Origin of the sequence: Flavobacterium enshiense (assembly GCF_022836875.1) — a bacterium.
Lineage (GTDB): Bacteria > Bacteroidota > Bacteroidia > Flavobacteriales > Flavobacteriaceae > Flavobacterium > Flavobacterium enshiense_A.
In genome coordinates, this window is the sequence record NZ_CP090376.1 from 151,785 (window position 1) to 170,626 (window position 18,842).

At 38.7% G+C, this 18,842-nt stretch carries 14 protein-coding genes; 6 read left to right on the top strand and 8 right to left on the bottom strand.

What is annotated here, in order from left to right; genetic code table 11:
- Positions 1 to 163 precede the first annotated feature (163 nt).
- Together LZF87_RS00710 and LZF87_RS00715 are read left to right on the top strand one after the other, a co-directional pair.
- Positions 164 to 652, top strand: coding sequence for a DUF1761 domain-containing protein (locus LZF87_RS00710; protein ID WP_244340246.1), 489 nt, complete (start codon positions 164 to 166; stop codon positions 650 to 652).
- 64 nt (positions 653 to 716) lie between these two features.
- A complete protein-coding gene (locus LZF87_RS00715) occupies positions 717 to 1,865 on the top strand; it encodes a GNAT family N-acetyltransferase (RefSeq protein WP_244340247.1) in 1,149 nt (382 codons plus the stop codon).
- A 226-nt stretch (positions 1,866 to 2,091) separates the two neighbouring features.
- Here LZF87_RS00715 and LZF87_RS00720 read toward each other — a convergent pair whose 3' ends face one another.
- On the bottom strand, positions 2,092 to 3,996 hold the full coding sequence (locus LZF87_RS00720; protein WP_244340248.1) for an ABC-F family ATP-binding cassette domain-containing protein: 1,905 nt from the start codon (positions 3,994 to 3,996) through the stop codon (positions 2,092 to 2,094).
- A 64-nt stretch (positions 3,997 to 4,060) separates the two neighbouring features.
- Between LZF87_RS00720 and LZF87_RS00725 the strand changes: the two genes are divergently transcribed.
- Complete coding sequence (locus LZF87_RS00725; RefSeq protein ID WP_244340249.1) at positions 4,061 to 4,447, top strand: DUF983 domain-containing protein; 387 nt, start codon at positions 4,061 to 4,063, stop codon at positions 4,445 to 4,447.
- Here the strand turns inward: LZF87_RS00725 and LZF87_RS00730 are convergent, their stop codons facing one another.
- The 7 genes from LZF87_RS00730 to topA all read right to left on the bottom strand — a co-directional run bounded on the left by LZF87_RS00730 (position 4,448) and on the right by topA (position 14,060).
- Positions 4,448 to 5,497: an NAD(P)/FAD-dependent oxidoreductase gene (locus LZF87_RS00730; RefSeq protein ID WP_244340250.1), complete on the bottom strand. Its 1,050-nt coding sequence runs from the start codon at positions 5,495 to 5,497 to the stop codon at positions 4,448 to 4,450. It abuts the gene before it with no gap.
- Between the two features lie 66 nt (positions 5,498 to 5,563).
- Positions 5,564 to 6,541, bottom strand: a complete 978-nt coding sequence (gene gldN, locus LZF87_RS00735) for a gliding motility protein GldN (protein ID WP_244340251.1) — start codon at positions 6,539 to 6,541, stop codon at positions 5,564 to 5,566.
- A 41-nt stretch (positions 6,542 to 6,582) separates the two neighbouring features.
- A complete protein-coding gene (gldM, locus tag LZF87_RS00740; RefSeq protein ID WP_244340252.1) occupies positions 6,583 to 8,133 on the bottom strand; it encodes a gliding motility protein GldM in 1,551 nt (516 codons plus the stop codon).
- A gap of 47 nt (positions 8,134 to 8,180) precedes the next feature.
- On the bottom strand, positions 8,181 to 8,816 hold the full coding sequence (gene gldL / locus LZF87_RS00745) for a gliding motility protein GldL (RefSeq protein ID WP_244340253.1): 636 nt from the start codon (positions 8,814 to 8,816) through the stop codon (positions 8,181 to 8,183).
- 50 nt (positions 8,817 to 8,866) lie between these two features.
- On the bottom strand, positions 8,867 to 10,267 hold the full coding sequence (gene gldK / locus LZF87_RS00750) for a gliding motility lipoprotein GldK (protein WP_244340254.1): 1,401 nt from the start codon (positions 10,265 to 10,267) through the stop codon (positions 8,867 to 8,869).
- Between the two features lie 140 nt (positions 10,268 to 10,407).
- On the bottom strand, positions 10,408 to 11,556 hold the full coding sequence (locus LZF87_RS00755) for a formimidoylglutamase (protein ID WP_244340255.1): 1,149 nt from the start codon (positions 11,554 to 11,556) through the stop codon (positions 10,408 to 10,410).
- A 2-nt stretch (positions 11,557 to 11,558) separates the two neighbouring features.
- Positions 11,559 to 14,060: a type I DNA topoisomerase gene (gene topA / locus LZF87_RS00760; protein ID WP_244340256.1), complete on the bottom strand. Its 2,502-nt coding sequence runs from the start codon at positions 14,058 to 14,060 to the stop codon at positions 11,559 to 11,561.
- A 284-nt stretch (positions 14,061 to 14,344) separates the two neighbouring features.
- Here topA and LZF87_RS00765 point away from each other — a divergent pair, with 284 nt between their 5' ends.
- From LZF87_RS00765 to LZF87_RS00775, 3 genes are all read left to right on the top strand, one after another.
- Entirely contained in the window at positions 14,345 to 15,913 is a 1,569-nt protein-coding gene (locus tag LZF87_RS00765) for a glycerol-3-phosphate dehydrogenase/oxidase (protein WP_244340257.1), read from the top strand.
- A gap of 158 nt (positions 15,914 to 16,071) precedes the next feature.
- Entirely contained in the window at positions 16,072 to 17,523 is a 1,452-nt protein-coding gene (gene miaB, locus LZF87_RS00770) for a tRNA (N6-isopentenyl adenosine(37)-C2)-methylthiotransferase MiaB (protein ID WP_244340258.1), read from the top strand.
- A 45-nt stretch (positions 17,524 to 17,568) separates the two neighbouring features.
- Positions 17,569 to 18,837, top strand: coding sequence for a sigma-54 interaction domain-containing protein (locus LZF87_RS00775; protein WP_244340259.1), 1,269 nt, complete (start codon positions 17,569 to 17,571; stop codon positions 18,835 to 18,837).
- The last annotated feature ends 5 nt before the right edge of the window (positions 18,838 to 18,842 follow it).

Consider the following 18,842-nt stretch of genomic DNA (forward strand, 5'->3'; position numbering starts at 1 on the left):
TTATGACCGTAATCATAAGTCAAAAATCACGAAAAGCGAATGGCTTTCATACTTACAGAAATATCAAATAACATTTATAAGAATCGTTTAAGCTTCAGAAAAACAATGATTTACTTTTGTGTATTTTTTCTTATATTTGAGCATAACGCAAAAAAAAATATTTATGAAATTTAACTTCGTAGCTGTGCTGGTGGCTTCACTAGTCACTTTACTTATTGGATTTATATGGTACAACCCTAAAGTTTTCGGAACGATCTGGATGAATGAATCCGGGATGACCGAAGAAAAGGCCAAACAGGGCAACATGCTTAAAATTTTCGGACTGACCATTTTCTATTCCTTGATGCTTTCCTTGGCTGTTCCCAGTTTAGTAGTCCACCAGATGGGAGCATTATCCATGGTAGGCGGATTTGCATTTGCTGATAAAGCACTTCCTTCTTACGCAGCTTTCATAGCCGATTACGGAGACGCTTTCCGCTCGTTCAAACACGGAGCACTTCACGGATTTACATCAGGATTATTTTTAGCACTACCAATTACCGCAATCAATGCTTTATTCGAGCAAAAATCATGGAAGTACATTTTGATTAACGCCGGATATTGGATTGTTTCCCTAACTATCATGGGCTCAATCATCTGTGGATGGAAATAAAAATTAACATTTAATTATAGCGCAATCGCTCTACTTTTGTACTTGTAGAGCGATTTTTTTCTTTGTGAAGCAGTCTTATCATTATAAAATCTATTCCTCTGTAAAAGAACTCCCCAACACTTGGGATGAATTGTCTGTATCGAATATTTTTCTTTCGGTGGACTATCTGAAAGTAATGGACCATTCGGCACCAAAGAATATGACTTGCCATTACATCGGCTTATTTAAAGATAGTGAACTGATAGGCATAGCGCTTTCTCAGTTTCTCGACCTGAATCTGGTGGATTCTTTTGGAGAACGCGATAATTGCATCAAAACTTCGGTTCGTAATTTTGTATTCCGAAACTTCACTTCACACGTTTTGTTCATGGGAAACAACATGCTTACGGGGCAAAACGCTTTCATTTTCTCCGAAGAGCTGAAACCTAAAGAAGGCATAAAATTATTGCACAATGCAGCTGAGGAACTTAAAAACCGTTTTAAAAAACAAGGCAAAAAAATTCACCTGACCACTTTCAAGGATTTTTTCACCCATGAAAAACCCATTTTGGAAGCGCCCGAATTCGGATCTTTTTACAAGTTCTCGACCCAACCCAACATGATTTTTTCGATAGCGGAAAGCTGGAAATCGGAAGACGATTATGTTAGTGCGCTGAGTAAAAAATACCGCGACCAGTACAAAAGGGCCCATAAGAAATTAAACGGAGTTGAAAAACGAAAAATGAGCCTGACAGAAATTGAGCAACACAATACGACGATTAACTTCCTCTATCGAAATGTGGCCAAAAATGCTCCTTTCAATACTTTCTTTTTAGCGGAAAATCATTTTTATGAACTCAAAAAGCACCTGGGTCACAACTTCCTTTTTTATGGCTATTTTTTGGAAGACAAACTGATCGGTTTCAACACCCTGATTAAAAACGGGAATACCATTGACACGTATTTTTTGGGGTATGATGACGAACATCAAAGGGAAATGATGGTATATCTGAACATGCTGTACGACATGATCAAATATTCGATCAAGAAACAATTCAAAGAAATTATTTTCGCCAGAACTGCTTTGGAAATCAAAAGTTCCGTGGGTGCCAAACCTAATGAAATGGTAGGCTTCATGCAACATTCCAACCCACTGATCAACCGTTATGTCGGAAAGATTTTCAAATCGTTGGAACCCGAAACCATTTGGCAGGAACGGAATCCGTTTAAATGATTTTAGTTTCTTATCTATAAAGAGAAAGGGATAAGGGAAAAGAGACAAGGTAAAAAGCTCAAAGAATACCCCAAGTGATTAACTAACCCCGATGGACGCGGCATCCTTTTCTAACGGTCATTTAGGCTCTCGAAATGATGGTGAGAAAAGATAAAGTGTCCCGATAGCTATCAGGAAGCGGGAAAAGGGCTTATTCTCTTCCCGAACCATTCGCTTCAAAAATTATTTAAAGAGCATCAATTTCGCCTTGTACTTTTTCCCAGTCTTCCAACAACTGATCTAAATCTTTCTTTTTCTTCTCGTAGGCTGCAAAAAATTTCGCATCTTCAATGTGCTTGTCGTAATTGGACGCTAAGGCTTTGTCGTCGTTTTGAATGTCTTTTTCCAACTGTTGAATCTGACTTTCTATTTTACTTAATCGGTTTTGCAGCGATTTGTTTTTTTTCTGCTCTTCGTAGGAAAGTGATTTGTCTTGCTTTTGGGTTTCCTTCACCACATCTTTCTTTTCTACTTCACGCATATTTTCCAATTTGCGTTGCTCTAAGAAGAAGTTGATATCCCCCAGATATTCTTTGATTTTCTGATCCTTGAATTCGTAAACGATGTTTGACATCCCCTGAAGGAAATCACGGTCGTGAGACACCAGCAACAAAGTCCCTTCGTATTGCTGTAAAGCGGCTTTTAAGACGTTTTTAGATTTAATATCCAAGTGATTCGTCGGCTCATCCATCACAAGCACGTTTATCGGCTGTAACAACAATTTACAAAGCGCCAAACGGTTTCGTTCGCCTCCGGAAAGCACTTTAACTTTTTTCTCCACATCGTCGCCACGGAACAGGAATGAACCTAGCATATCGCGCACTTTCGAACGATTGGAGTCGGTTGCGGCTTCCACCATAGTTTCCAATAAGGTGATTTCTCCGTCCAGATATTCCGCCTGATTTTGTGCAAAATACCCCAGCTGCACGTTGTGACCTAATTTGATACTTCCACCGTATTCGAATTCGTTTACGATAGCTTTCATGAATGTGGATTTTCCCTGACCGTTCTGACCCACGAAAGCGATTTTGCTTCCGCGTTCCACCAACAGGTTAATATCTTTCAAAATGGTCTTCTCGCCGTAAGCCTTGGTTACCTGTTCGGCTTCAACCACCACACGTCCGGGTGTAACGGAAACCGGGAACGAAATATTCATTACCGAATTATCGTCTTCATCTACTTCGATTCGCTCCACTTTATCCAATTTCTTGATTAAGGATTGCGCCATCGAAGCTTTGGAAGCTTTGGCGCGGAATTTCTCAATCAGCTTTTCAGTGTCTTCTATTTTCTTAGCCTGATTTTTTTGGGTAGCCAATTGTTTTTCGCGGATTTCCTGACGCAGCACTAAATATTCCGTGTACGGCTTATTGAAATCATATGCCTTACCCAGAGATATCTCAATGGTTCTGTTGGTCACGTTATCCAGGAACATTTTGTCGTGGGAAACTATTACTACAACCCCCGGGAAGGTGCGCAGGAAACTTTCCAGCCAGATGATACTTTCGATATCCAAGTGGTTCGTCGGCTCATCCAATAACAATATATCGTTGCTTTGAAGCAATAATTTAGCCAGTTCGATACGCATTCTCCAACCACCCGAAAAAGTATCAGTCTGATTGTTGAATTCTTCACGTTTGAAACCAAGTCCCAAAAGGATTTTTTCGGTTTCGCCTACGTAATTGTAACCGCCTAAAATTTCATAATGATGGGTAACGTCGCCTAGTTGCTCAATCAGTTCAGAATATTCGGCACTTTCATAATCGGTTCTTGTGGCCAGCTGATGGTTGATTTCGTCGATTTTAAATTCGGCTAGTTTGATTTCTTCGAAAGCCTGATAGGCTTCTTCCAAAACCGTTCTGCCTTTCACAAAGTCAATATCCTGACGCAGGAAACCAATCTTCACTTCTTTTTCAGTCGCAATACTTCCGGAATCCGGCTGCAAATCACGAGACAAAATTTTAAGCATGGTTGATTTTCCGGCTCCGTTTTTTCCAACAAGACCTACTCTATCACCCGAACCTAATCGAAAAGTTACTTCCTCAAACAAATATGTTCCCCCGAAAGAAACCGATAAATTGTGAATATTAAGCATATTATATAGCTAATGTTACCCGGTAAATTCTCAAATGAATTACCTTTACATAAATTTTTTGCAAATGTTAAAAAAAGGATCCAAACTAAACAGCATTTTAACAGGAAGTTGTCCAAAATGTCAGGAAGAGAGCATGTATTCTGACAAAAATCCATACCATTTATCGAATACACTCAAAATGAATGAGACTTGCAGTCATTGCGGAACCCGATATAAAATCGAACCTTCTTTTTTTTATGGCGCTATGTATGTAAGTTATGGTGTTGGAATTGCGTTTGGTGTTGCCGCATTTATAATCAGTCGTATATTTTTGGGCACTAATCTCAAAACCTCTTTCATTGCTATCATTGCAACCTTAGTCGGTTTCATGCCGGTCATCATGCGATTATCAAGAAACATCTGGATAAACATTTTCATCCATTACGACAAGGACTGGAAAAACAGAATGTGACTATTTTTTCTTTTTGTTGAATCGCTTAATGTCGATTTGTATGTCGAGCGGCACTTGATTTTCGATATGATTGAATAATTCCCTTGCTAAAAAAGGGCCTAACATCACCCCACGTGTACCAAGTCCGTTAAGAATGTGCAATCTATTGAATTCTGCATGGGTTCCCACCAATGGACGACGGTCATTTACCGTTGGGCGAACACCTGCAAAATGATCCACAATTTCGAAATCGCATTCAATCAATTCTTTCAGATTATCAATTAGTTCTTTTTTCGCTTCTTCTGTTGGCGTATCAGTTTTATCATCCCAATTGTAGGTTGCACCAACTTTAAACAAATCATTTCCAATTGGCAGAATAAAAATACTCGACTTTAAAACCACATCGAGATTCAAATCAGGAGCTTTAATAATCAACAACTCCCCTTTCGTACCATCCAATGGCAATTGATTGAAATATGGATTGTGCTGCAAACCGAAACCTTCTGCAAAAATGATATGCTTAGCCTCTATACCTTTATACTTTACCGAATCTTCAAGAAAAGTTATTGCTGAATATTCAAAAGTTTCATTTAAAAACAAGTTGTTTTTTTGGAGGTACTCAGCATACGAACTAATAAAAACAGCGGTATCGACATACCCCGTATGCAGCACTTCACCAAATCCAAAATCAGATGAAATCGATTTATATTGTTTTTGAATAATCCGTGTAGAAAGAAAAGGAGACAGCGTTGGTTTATCTGCCGCCTGAAACCAATTGTTCTGCTCTTCTATGGATGCAAATTTACGATAGACAGGTATTTTATAATCGAAGGCCACATTAAGTCGATCTTCAATTTTAGCGTAAAAAGGTAGCCCATACTCCAATTGTTGCTTCGCTTGCCATACCTGACTAAAACGTTTTAAAATTACAGGATTATACAATCCTCCAGCCACTTTGGATGATGAGGAAGAGAAATCCTCCACAACAATAAAAGACTTCCCGTTTTGAAAGGCAGTTTCGGCAAAACATATCCCGGCTATACCGGCACCAACAATTAAATAATCTATCATACTGCAAAAATAAAAAACTCTTACCGTAATGGTAAGAGTTTTTATATTATTAAAAAGAATTTACTACTAGTAGTTCCACATATCCTGTTCGAAGTTGCGGATTTTCTCTTTTACTCGCTCAGATTCTAATAACTGCATCTGTGAGTTTTCTTTCATATAATCTTCAATTCTTCTATCTCCGTAAACATTCTCCTCTTTGTAGACCACAGCGCTGAAACGACGTGCATTTAACAAATGATCGAAGGTAAGCGGCATAGCTGAATTCTTATCATTGAAAGCTTTGGCTTCATGTAATACATCTCTGACTGAAGGGAAGTAAATCCAAAACATTTCGATTACGTCGGCATTGTCATTTCCAATTTCTCTCGCTTCCGGAGCTACTGGACAAATACCCAACATTCTGTATTTCAATTCACCTTGTCTTTTATCAAAGTACCAGTATCCTTTAATTTTATACCCAGAAACATCCTGTCCTGTCAACTCTCTTTTATCAATAAACTGAGGGTCCAAAACTTTTGTAGGTGTCCCAGGAACGGTTTCAGTTACCCACTTTCCATCAACTTTTTTTCTTACAGTTTTAGCTTTCGGGAAGTAATCATCATAATAAGTATTAATCTCATCACGACCTGCCTGAGTAGTATCGATGTAAGTAAAAGAAGATGACATATCTTTAAGTGTCTTCTTAGTAGTGAAATAATCATCGCTATACACTTCCGTGATTCTGCCCGTTCTAATTCCTTTCAAAAGAACATCAAATAAAGAACGTCTGTCGCTACCGATGTTTACCGAATCAATTGGATAGTACAATGGAAAATTAACTCTCTCATCAAGATCAATGATTTCCCAAATAGCCTTACCCATAAGGATGTCACGATCGTGTACATACCCGTAAGGTAGCGGTTTATCGTTATCGGCATTCATTTGCGCAGCAGTTTTCTTTCCTATTTCACTAGGAGTTTTTGCATTCAGCAAGTTAGACTGTGCGAATGATGCATAGCTTCCTGCTAATGCAAAAAAGACTACTAAATAATTTCTCAATTTCATGTTCTAAAATTAAAGTTATTTAAGTTACTGTACTTAAATGATTATTTTATTTCGTATACTACTGGAGCAACTCTAGGAGGTATAATTCCAGAAACTCCAATGATTTTAGTTTTGATATCAGAGATAGTGATAACATCACCTCTTCCTGCTTTAGCCATCGCAGCTTTACACCTAGCATCAACTCTGTCTCCGTTTACAATAACCGCAGCCTGACCAGGAGCTTTTAATGTAAACTGTGTTACTTGATACTGCAAGTCATATGCAAAATCTTCAAGCTTAGCAGTTATCTGAGAAACCTCTAATCTAGACTTAGCTCCTGAAGCAGTACCTGTTTGTCCACCAATAGCACCCATTGGAGGAGGGATATTTTTAATACGGAACGCTTTTTTGTCCATTACAGTCTTACCATCAGGTAATTTACCTGTAACAGTAACCGTAACCTCACTACCTGAACCTGGTGTCAAGTTGTACTGACCTGGCTTACCAGCTCTAGCTAAACCTGGAGCAGAAGCATTTACTTTATCATCAGAAATACCAGCAAATGAAATTGTCATTGGGTTAGCTAACCCTCTATACACAACGTTCATTTTATCAGCAGAGATATTAGCTGAGTTTGGTCTTGGTACTACAACATATTTTTCTTTGAACTCAACTGGGATAGATTTTCCATCTTCGATAAATGTAAATTTACCAGAGATTTCTTTTTCACCTACACCACCAGCAGTTGCATTGAATACTGCCTGACCGTTTTCAATTTTCGAGCTAGCTCCGTTTACGTTGAAAGAGTTTGGAACTGTAGACTCGTCATAACGACCTAATACTACTTTTCCTTTTACAGCCTCTCCTTGGAAAACTACAGATTTTTCGAATACAACGATTGCTTTGTAGTTTGACATTGAAGCCGCTTGAGCTGTAGTGTTACCAATTAAAGCATTGTAAATATCTTGCTCTGTTTTTTTGATATCACTTTGGATAGCTGATAATTTTGTTAATGAAGCTACTGCCGGGAAACCTTTGAAGTGGTAGTCTAAAAACAATTTAGTAACACCTTCTTTGTCTTTCACATCAGCTGTACTGAATTTACCATTAACATCTTTAAGAATCGGTTGGAATTTCACGTCTTTTCCGATTACACCAGCGATACCATTTTTGAATTTATCAAACTGTGCGATGATTTCTTTTCCTTTTTTAGAATAACCATCACCACTAAACCAAGCCTCATCAATTTTATCACCTTTATCCATTGACTCATATGGTAATTTACCATCTGCTTCTTTTTCAATATCTTTAGTGATCTCATTTTTTAAGCCCTGGATATAATCGTTAAATTCTTTAACAATAGGCTTGATTTCTTTTGCCTTTGCAAATGGAGCACCGAACTGCGCAGCATTCTCTCCAGCTTTACTCTCTAATTGACCATATAAACTTCCGTTATATTCGTCTGAGAATTTATTAACGCCTTCGAATTTTTCATTCATCAAACCGAAAGCCGTTAGTACTTCTTTTGACATGTTTAATGCCAACATCGCGATGAAAACCAAGTACATTAGGTTAATCATCTTCTGTCTAGGACTTAATTTTCCTCCTGCCATTTTCTAATTAGTTTTTTAAAAAAATAAGTTAATAATTTTGAAACTAATTAGCCTCTGTTACTCATTGCAGAAAGCATTCCGCCATATACATTATTTAAAGAAGATAAATTTGCAGTCAATGATTGCATTTGATCTTTTAATTTCAAGTTGTTCTCAGCAACTTCTTTGTTGATTTCAGCATTACGAGTAGCGCTATCCAACTGCATTTTGTACATACCGTTTAAAGTCTCCAACTGCGTAGCAGCTAAGCCCATTTCTTCAGCATATTTCTTTTGTGAAGCGATAGCATCAACTGTAGGAGCCATGTTTTTAGCAGCACCTTCGAAGTTTTTAATACTGTTTCCTAAACTAGCCATTAACGCACCGTCAATTTTAGCTTCTTTCAACATGTTGTCTAATTTCTGAGATAACAAACCTTGAGCTTCTGTTGGGTTTTCAACTTTCTTTGCTTCTCTCTTTTTAGCCTCTCCACCTGCTAATTCAGGGTAAACTAAAGTCCAATCTAATTCTGTTTCTGTTTCGAAAGCTGACAATCCAAAGATTAATGCCTCAGTTCCCAAACCAATGATAAGGAATGTACCCGCTCCCGGCCAGTGCATAATTTTAAATAATGCTCCGATAATTACTACTGCTGCCCCCATACCGTAGGCAAAACTCATCACTTTTTTTGGTAATACTGCCATAATAAAAAATTTTAGTTAGTTAAGTTAATATAAAAATTGGTTAATTTTTCTTATTGCTGATTTCTAGTGTTACTTGTTCCCATGTAATCCTGAACCGTTCTGAATCCGATATATGATCTTGCAGAATCTGCATATTCATAATCACGTGTACTCACTTGCAAGAAATAAGCAACATCTTTCCAAGAACCACCACGTGTTACTTTACGCATATTAGACAAATCCGGAACATTCGGGTTCATTGTAGACACATACTCATAAGCAGCAGGATCATACGAAGAATCAGTCCACTCAGCTACGTTACCAGACATGTTATACAAATGGTATTCATTAGGCTCATAAGACTTAGCTTCTACTGTATACAAAGCACCGTCTGCTGCGTAATCTCCACGATTTGGCTTAAAGTTCGCCAAGAAACATCCTCTATCATTTTTAGCATAAGGACCTCCCCAAGGATATGTTCCAGACTCCAGACCTCCTCTTGCAGAATATTCCCACTCTGCCTCTGTTGGCAAACGGAATGAATTCACCTGATCTCTTCCTTTTTTCTTTTTGATATAAGAGTTCTTATTCATAGTTCTCCAAGCACAGAACGCTTTAGCTTGCTTCCAAGACACCCCAACTACAGGATAATCCCCATAAGCCTGGTGCCAAAAATAATCATTATGCATCGGCTCATTATAAGAATAAGCGAAGTCTTTAATCCAAACTGTAGTATCAGGATAAATCTCAACATTTTCAGTTTTCATATACTTACTTCTCTTTGTTCTGCTACTTCCAACAGTTTTATCTTTCGCCGCAGCCTGAATATCCATCCAAGTATAACGGAATTTCAATTTAGAAACATCAAAAGTTCTCAATCCGTTATACGACTCAGTAGCCGGTAAATACAATGAATCCATTACCTCTACATAATACTCATCTGGATATTTTTGAACATCATTATGCAATTTTACTTTTCTATTCAAACGTCTTCCCGCATAAGGATCTTCATCTGTACCTACACTATAGTAGTTCTCATACATATATTTATCATATGCAGACATTTTAGTAGGATCTTGATCTTTAAAAGCAAAATCTCCGATACTACCACCTTTTCCACCGTTAGCCCCAGGCTTCTGACCTTGTTCATCAGCAAGAATAGCCAATCTTGTTCTGGTAATTGAATCTTTCACCCATTCCACAAACTGACGGTATTCGCTATTTGTAATTTCCGTCTCATCCATATAGAACGAACGTACAGTAACAGTTTTAGTAGGCGCATCCTGAACATTAGCTAAATCATCATCTGATTTACCCATTATAAATGCACCTCCCGGAACCAAAGTCATACCAAACGGCTTCTCAGGATGCCATTTTCTTCCTTTTACTCCTACTAGTTCACCTCTGTCGTTTTTATGACAACTACTAAAGAACAATGAAACAAGTGCTGTAAACGCAATGAACTTCTTCATATAAATCTTGGGTTAATTATATATTACATTTTAAGGGCGTAAACCTATTTATTTATTTTTTAAAAAGCAATTTTTTTTTAAAAAAAACTTAAAAAAAACATTTTGTCACAAAACAGACAGGTTTATCGCATTTTTATTGATTATACTAAATTTTTCTTTTGAGCTTTCCACCATCTCTCAGGTATTTCCTGATCGATAGCACCCAAATAATCTTCATATGTACATGGTAATAACGTACTTCTTCTTAATTTATTGTTAATACCAGATAAAAAAGGTATTTCAATCCACCAACGCTCGGTTTTGTCGCTTTTAAAGAAAATCAACTCCTCATCTTCAAGAGGCACTATGTATTTCAAATAATCTTCTTTAGCACCAAATGGATATTCTTTGGAACGATAATGATACCCTTCTATAAAATACCATAAAACCTGAGCAATCAATACTGACTCCTTTTCAGAACCATTATGATTAAAAACTCCAAACGATGTTACCTTATCGCTTATTCCGGAGTAGCGCGAAAGTACACAAATTTCTTTTCCATTAAATCCATTGGGATTAAATTTCACAAAATTTCCCGAATCTGCTGATTTTACCGAGGTTAAATCAATGGAAACCAAGTCCGCATCCCTAAAAACAGGCTCAGCTATAGCTGAATTATTACAAATTTCCCCTAATCGGTAAGCATCAAAATACAATTTCTCAATTAAATCGATTTCTTCCTGTGAATTGAAATAGGTCTGATATCCAATATTACTGTAATTGAACAGATTAGAAGGCTCTTCGACAATCATACCTGACAAGAAGGAATTGGCCGGCAATCCGTCCTCCTTTGCAAAATCAAATTTACTGTCTACAGAAACCACATTCACCATTTGTTCCAACTGATCATAAGCGCGGTACATTGCATAGGTCAAATCCTGTGATCCACCAATAACAATTGGCACAACCCTATTCTTTATCAAATGTGCCACCGCATTTTTCAACACATAATAAGTGTCTTCCAATGAATTTCCCGGAACAATATTTCCCAAATCCACAATCTGCGATTCCCAGTTTCCGGGAAACAGACTGTAAAACTCTTTTCGGACATGGGTTAAATCAACATCATAATTCCCTTCACCCAAACCACGACTATCCGTCACACCGATGATTGCAATGGATGCTTTTTCAATATTCGGAAAATCGGTTTCGGAGTGAAACACAACTTTCCTACCCAAAGCCTGACTGCTCAAACCTTGAACAAATTCAAAAAAATCAGAATCCAGTGGCTGAAAAAAATCAAATACCATATTTATTTCTTTTTAGCAGGTGCTTTTTTAGTTGTTGTTTTTTTGGCTGCAGTTTTCTTCGCTGGAGCTTTTTTCTCGATTAACTCTTTCACTTGCTCCAACGTCATTGCCGCCGCATCTACATCTTTGCTTAATTCGATTTTGATTTTTCCTTTGATAATTACCGAACGGCCCCATCGTGCTTTTTCAACGACAATACCCTCAGCCTCCCAATTATGGATAACCTTATCGATATTCTTTTGCAATTTATCTTCAATCAATTCTTCCACATCCGACTGCGAAAGATTATCAAAATTATATTTCTTACTTACATTGATAAACAAACCGCTCCATTTAATAAAAGGCCCGAAACGACCAACCCCCTTTTGAACCGGCTCATTCTTATAGGTAGCGATTGGCGCATCTGCTTTTGCCTTTTCATCAATCAGCTCCTGAGCTCTTTCCATGGTAACATCCAACGGATCTTCGCCTTTTGGTAAAGAAATAAAGACACTTCCGTGACGCACATACGGCCCAAAACGTCCATTACTTACTTCTACTTCTTCTCCTATATATGTACCCAATACTTTTGGAAGCAAAAACAAATTCAATGCTTCTTCTAAAGTGATACTACCAATATTCTGCTCAGTACGTAAACTTGCGAATTGTTTGTTCTCATCATCGGCTTCTCCAATCTGTGCCATCGGCCCGAATTTACCCAAACGAACACTCACCTGCTTACCTGTTTTCGGGTCCGTACCTAAAATACGTTCTCCACTTTCTCTTTCGGCATTTTCTTCAACATTCTTAACAGTCGGATGGAAATGATTATAAAAATCGTTCATCATTTGAGCCCATTCGATATTCCCTTCTGCAATTTCGTCAAAATCCTGCTCCACTTTCGCCGTGAAATTATAATCCAGGATCGTCTCAAAATTCTTAACTAAAAAGTCCGTTACGATGGTTCCGATATCTGTTGGCACCAATTTTCCTTTATCCGATCCGGTATTTTCTTTCAGTGATTTCTCCCCCACTTTTCCGGATTGAAGTGTCAATTGCGTATAATTTCGTTCCTGACCTTCCAGGTTTCCTTTCTCTACATATTGTCTGTTGATGATAGTAGAAATAGTTGGTGCATAAGTTGACGGACGACCAATACCAAGCTCTTCTAATTTCTTAACCAAAGATGCTTCTGTGTAACGGGCAGCCGGACGCGTATATCGTTCCGTTGCCGTTATATAATTATTTTGAAGCCTTTCATTCACTTTCACAGCCGGCAACATTCCTTCCTGTTCTTCTTCATCTTCATCATGGCCTTCCAAATACACTTTCAGGAATCCTTCAAATTTGATGACCTCACCGGTTGCAACGAAAAGTTCACTGTGATTATTGGCTTCGATTTTAACATTGGTACGCTCCAATTCCGCATCACTCATTTGGGATGCCAAAGTTCTTTTCCAGATCAAATCATATAAACGCGCCTGATCACGATCGATATTCACCGTATGACGTGACATGTCGGTCGGACGAATTGCCTCGTGGGCTTCCTGCGCTCCTTTACTTTTGTTAGCAAACGTTCTTGGCTTGGAGAATTCTTTTCCATAGAAAGAAACAATTTCAGCCTGAGCCGCATCCATAGCTTCTTTGGAAAGGTTCACACTGTCCGTTCTCATATAAGTAATAAGTCCGGCCTCATACAAACGCTGTGCCAACTGCATGGTGATTCCAACAGGCAAGTACAATTTACGAGCCGCTTCCTGTTGCAAAGTCGATGTCGTAAATGGAGCCGCCGGAGTTTTTTTGGTAGGCTTGGTTTCTAAATCCGCTACCTTATATATAGAACCGATATTCTGATTCAGAAAATCTTCGGCTTCTTTTTTCGTATTGAAGTTCTTTGGCAATTTCGCTTTAAACGTTTTACCTGCTTCGTTGGCAAATTCCGCCACAACTGAATACGAGGCTACCGCTTTAAAGTTCTGAATTTCACGTTCGCGTTCCACTATCAATCGAACCGCTACCGATTGCACACGACCTGCCGACAAGCCGCCTTTGATCTTGCGCCATAAAACCGGTGACAATTCATAACCCACCAAACGGTCCAACACCCTTCTGGCCTGTTGTGCATTTACCAAATTATAATCGATTCCTCTTGGGTTTTCGATTGCTTTTTGAATCGCGGTTTTTGTGATTTCGTGAAAAACGATACGTTTGGTTTTACTCGGATCCAATTTTAATTCTTCCGCCAAGTGCCATGAAATAGCCTCTCCCTCGCGGTCCTCATCGGAAGCCAACCAAACCGTGTCTGCAGCTTTAGATAACGTTTTCAATTTGCTCACCAAGGCTTTTTTATCCGGAGAAACTTCGTACTTCGGTTTAAATCCATTCTCAACATCCACACCTATTTCTTTAGACGGCAAGTCTGCAATATGCCCATAACTGGACTCTACCTGATACTCGCTCCCTAAAAACTTTTCTATGGTTTTCGCCTTTGCCGGTGACTCAACGATCACTAAATTCTTTGCCATTTACTTTTTATTTATCCCGCAAAAGTATAGGATTTTTTTAAATATCACGTTTTTGAAATTTTAAAAGCAATTTTTGTCGATTAAAAACCCCGAAGGATGACTCCACTTGTACACAAAAAAGAAACCCTCCATTAATTAACAACAACACCATTTCGAAAGTTATACCTATATATATAATCAATATTACGGTTGATAAACACTTAAAAATAATTTCTCCTATTTCATTGCACATCAAACAGCAAATTTGTACTTTGTTAACACCTCAAAACAATTAATCCCTTTTAATGAATCGAGAAGAGCAGTTATCCAAATTAAAACAAAACCCGGAATGGGATGTTATCATTATAGGTGGTGGTGCTTCCGGATTGGGAATTGCGCTCGATTCAGCAAGCAGGGGCTACAAAACTGTTTTGGTTGAAGCGGTTGATTTTGCCAAAGGCACCTCCAGCAGAAGCACAAAATTAGCTCATGGAGGAATTCGTTACTTAGAACAACTAGATATTGCTCTAATACGCGAAGCCTTGAAAGAAAGGGAACTAATGCTAAAAAATGCCGGTCATCTGGTAAAAAGTCAGGCATTTGTCATTCCGGTATACAGTCGTCTTAATGGTTATTATTTCTCCACAGGCTTAAAAATATACGACTTACTGGCCGGCAGCACATGTTTTGGAAGTTCCCAATCGATATCCAAAGAAAAAACAATCGAATTACTACCGACAATAGCACAAAAAGGTTTGCAAAGCGGTATTCTTTATCATGATGGCCAGTTTGACGACGCTCTTTACGCTATAAATCTTGCCCGTACCGCCATTGAAAAAGGAGCATGTCTTTTAAATTACGCCAAAGCCTTCGACATCCTAAAAAACAATGAAAATCAAATTTCAGGCATCACAATAGAGGATCAGGAAACTGGAGAAAAATATGATCTGAAAGGCAAAGCAGTAATCAATGCAACCGGAGTATTTACGAATGACATCATGAGTCTGGACAGTTCAAGAAACAAAAAGTTCGTTATTCCGAGCCAAGGAATTCACCTGGTTTTTGACAAATCATTCCTACCTAGTGAAAACGCACTCTTAATTCCGAAAACCCGAGACGGCAGAGTACTTTTTATGGTACCTTGGCATGATAAAGTAATTGTAGGCACAACAGACACTCCTGTTGATGAACCAAGCTTAGAACCCAAACCATTAGAAACAGAAATCAATTTCATTCTGGAAACGGCTCAGAATTTTTTATCAAAAAAACCACAACGAAGCGATGTCCTGTCTGTTTTTGCAGGATTAAGACCTTTGGCTTTACCAAAAAAAGAAGGGCAAGACCCGAAAGAAATATCCAGAAACCATCAGATTATTGTTTCTGACTCGGGTCTAATTTCAGTTATTGGAGGCAAATGGACGACGTATCGCAAAATTGCTGAAGACGTAGTAGACAAAGTAATCGAGATTCACCATTTACCAAAAACTGAATGTAAAACCCGAAACATTGCGATTCACGGTCACACAACCGTTACAGAATCCGAACGGAAAAATCACTTGTCTGTTTATGGTACAGATATTTCGGAACTTTTAAAATTACAGGAAACCGAACCTGAGCTAAAGGAAAAACTACACCCCGATTATCCTAATACTTTATCAGAGGTGGTTTGGTCCATACGAAACGAAATGGCCAGAACGGTGGAAGATATTTTAGCAAGACGGCTCCGGCTGCTTTTTTTAGACGCCCAAGCTGCTATCGAATGTACTGAAAAAGTCGCCAGCCTCTTATCGAAAGAACTAGGCAAAAACGCTGACTGGGAACAAAAACAAATTGCCGACTTTAAAAAAGTAGCGCAAGGTTATCTCCCACACTAAACACTTCAATAGAGAACCATTATACGGTGCCCTAACTACAGCTTTAAAGCAATCAAATAACAAGCTCCCAAAACTTTTGTTAAACAAATCTGACATCTTGTCAGAAAATAAAATTTAGTGCTATCTTTGCCCTAAGATTTTACACTTTTAAGTGCTTTATGGAAAAGGAAATTGATGAGAAGAAACAAGGTACGAGCCTGGTTTTAGAACAAAAAGAAGAGAATACTAAGAAACTTTTTATTGAAAGTTACGGTTGTGCGATGAATTTTTCGGACAGTGAAATCGTAGCTTCCATATTAACAGAACAAGGTTACAACACCACCCAAAATCTGGAAGAAGCCGATTTGGTTTTGGTGAATACCTGTTCAATACGTGATAAAGCAGAACAAACTGTTCGCAAACGTCTGGAAAAATACAATGCCGTAAAACGCAGTATCAACCCAGGCATGAAAGTGGGCGTTTTGGGTTGTATGGCCGAACGTTTGAAAAGCCAGTTTCTTGAAGAAGAAAAAATTGTAGACATGGTTGTAGGACCTGATGCCTACAAGGATCTACCAAATCTTTTGAAAGAAGTAGAAGAAGGACGCGATGCCATCAACGTAATTTTATCGAAAGACGAAACCTATGGAGACATTTCACCGGTACGTTTACAAAGTAACGGCATCAATGCCTTTGTTTCCATCACGCGAGGATGCGACAATATGTGCACATTCTGTGTAGTTCCTTTTACCCGCGGTCGTGAACGTAGTCGTGAACCGCAATCGATTTTGGAGGAAATCAAAGATCTGTGGGAAAGAGGCTTTAAAGAAATTACGCTTTTGGGTCAGAACGTAGACAGCTACCTTTGGTATGGAGGCGGACTGAAAAAAGATTTTGAAAAAGCTACTGAGATGCAAAAAGCAACCGCAGTGGATTTTGCACAATTATTAGACATGTGCGCCATTCAGTTCCCGAAAATGCGTTTCCGTTTTTCGACTTCGAATCCGCAGGACATGCACGAAGAAGTATTGCATATTATTGCAAAACACGACAATATCTGCAATTACATCCACTTACCGGTACAATCGGGAAGTACACGTATATTACAAGAAATGAACCGTCAGCATACCCGAGAAGAGTACATGGCTTTGGTAGATAAAATCAAGGCGATTATCCCGGGATGTTCGATTTCACAAGATATGATTACCGGTTTCCCTACAGAAACCGAAGAAGATCACCAGGACACTTTAAGCCTGATGGAATATGTTGAATACGATTTCGGATATATGTTCGCTTATTCCGAAAGACCAGGAACGCTGGCTGCCAGAAAAATGGAGGACGATGTCCCTGAAGAAGTTAAAAAACGTCGCTTACAGGAAGTGGTTGATTTACAACAGGAATTAAGCCAGAGAAGAACCTCGCGTTTCTTAAACCAAACCGTAGAAGTCTTAATCGAAAAAGAATCAAAACGATCGGATGCGCATTGGAGCGGAAGAAACTCCGAAAACGTGGTGACCGTTTTTCCTAAGGGCGATTACAAACCAGGTGATTTTGTATTGGTAAAAGTAAACGATTGTACTACTGCTACCCTAATTGGTGAAGCAGTCGGATATTCAAACATGCAGAACTAAATTGTTCAACAAAACAGAGGTTGCTTCGCAAACCCGCAACAAAAAATGGAATCAGTTCAAGCCATAAAACAGCGATTTGAGATTATCGGGAACGACCCAAAACTCAACCGTGCGATTGAAAAAGCCATTCAGGTCGCCCCAACCGATATTTCAGTATTGGTTACCGGTGAAAGTGGTGTGGGTAAAGAAAGTATTCCAAAAATAATACATTCCCTTTCGCACCGAAAACACGGAAAATACATCGCAGTAAACTGTGGAGCCATTCCGGAAGGAACTATCGACAGTGAATTGTTCGGACACGAAAAAGGGTCTTTTACAGGAGCAACAGGAACCCGTGAAGGATATTTTGAAGTTGCGGACGGCGGAACCATCTTTTTGGATGAAGTGGGAGAATTACCTTTAACCACGCAAGTGCGCTTATTGCGTGTTTTGGAAAATGGCGAATTCATCAAAGTTGGTTCTTCCCAAGTACAAAAAACCAATGTACGTATCGTGGCAGCAACCAATGTCAACATGTTTGACGCAATCGAAAAAGGAAAATTCCGCGAAGACTTATACTATCGTTTAAGCACGGTAGAAATCATGCTGCCGCCGTTACGCGAAAGAGAAGATGATATTCATTTATTGTTCCGGAAATTCGCTTCGGATTTCGCACATAAATACAAAATGCCACCCATCAAACTGGACGACAACGCCATACAGTATCTGACAAAATACCGTTGGGGCGGAAATATCCGTCAGTTGCGAAATGCAGCCGAACAGATATCTGTTTTGGAAACCAACAGAGACATTACGCTGAGAACACTTCAAACCTATTTACCGGCAGAAGGAAGCACTTTGCCGTCGGTAATCGGGACTAAAAAATCGGAAAGCGATTTCAGTTCGGAACGCGAGATTTTGTACAAAATCCTTTTCGATATGAAAAGTGACCTAAATGACCTGAAAAAGCTCACACTGGAACTGATGCAGAGCGGTAATGCCAAAAACGTTCAGGAAACAAACAAGAATCTAATTCAACGCATTTACGGACAAAAAGAAGAAAGCGAAGTCCCGTTTGAAGAACCTTCTTTAACGGCATTCCCGGTACAAAGTCAAAATCTTCAGGAAGAATTTGAAGATGAGGATGACGACGACCAGAATTATCTTTTTGCCGAAACCGTAGAAGAAGAAGATTCGCTTCGTTTGGACGAAAAAGAGATAGAACTTATTAAAAAAGCGTTGGAGCGAAACAAAGGAAAACGAAAAGCTGCTGCGGATGAATTGGGAATTTCGGAAAGAACATTGTATCGAAAAATAAAACAATTCGATTTATAATAAAT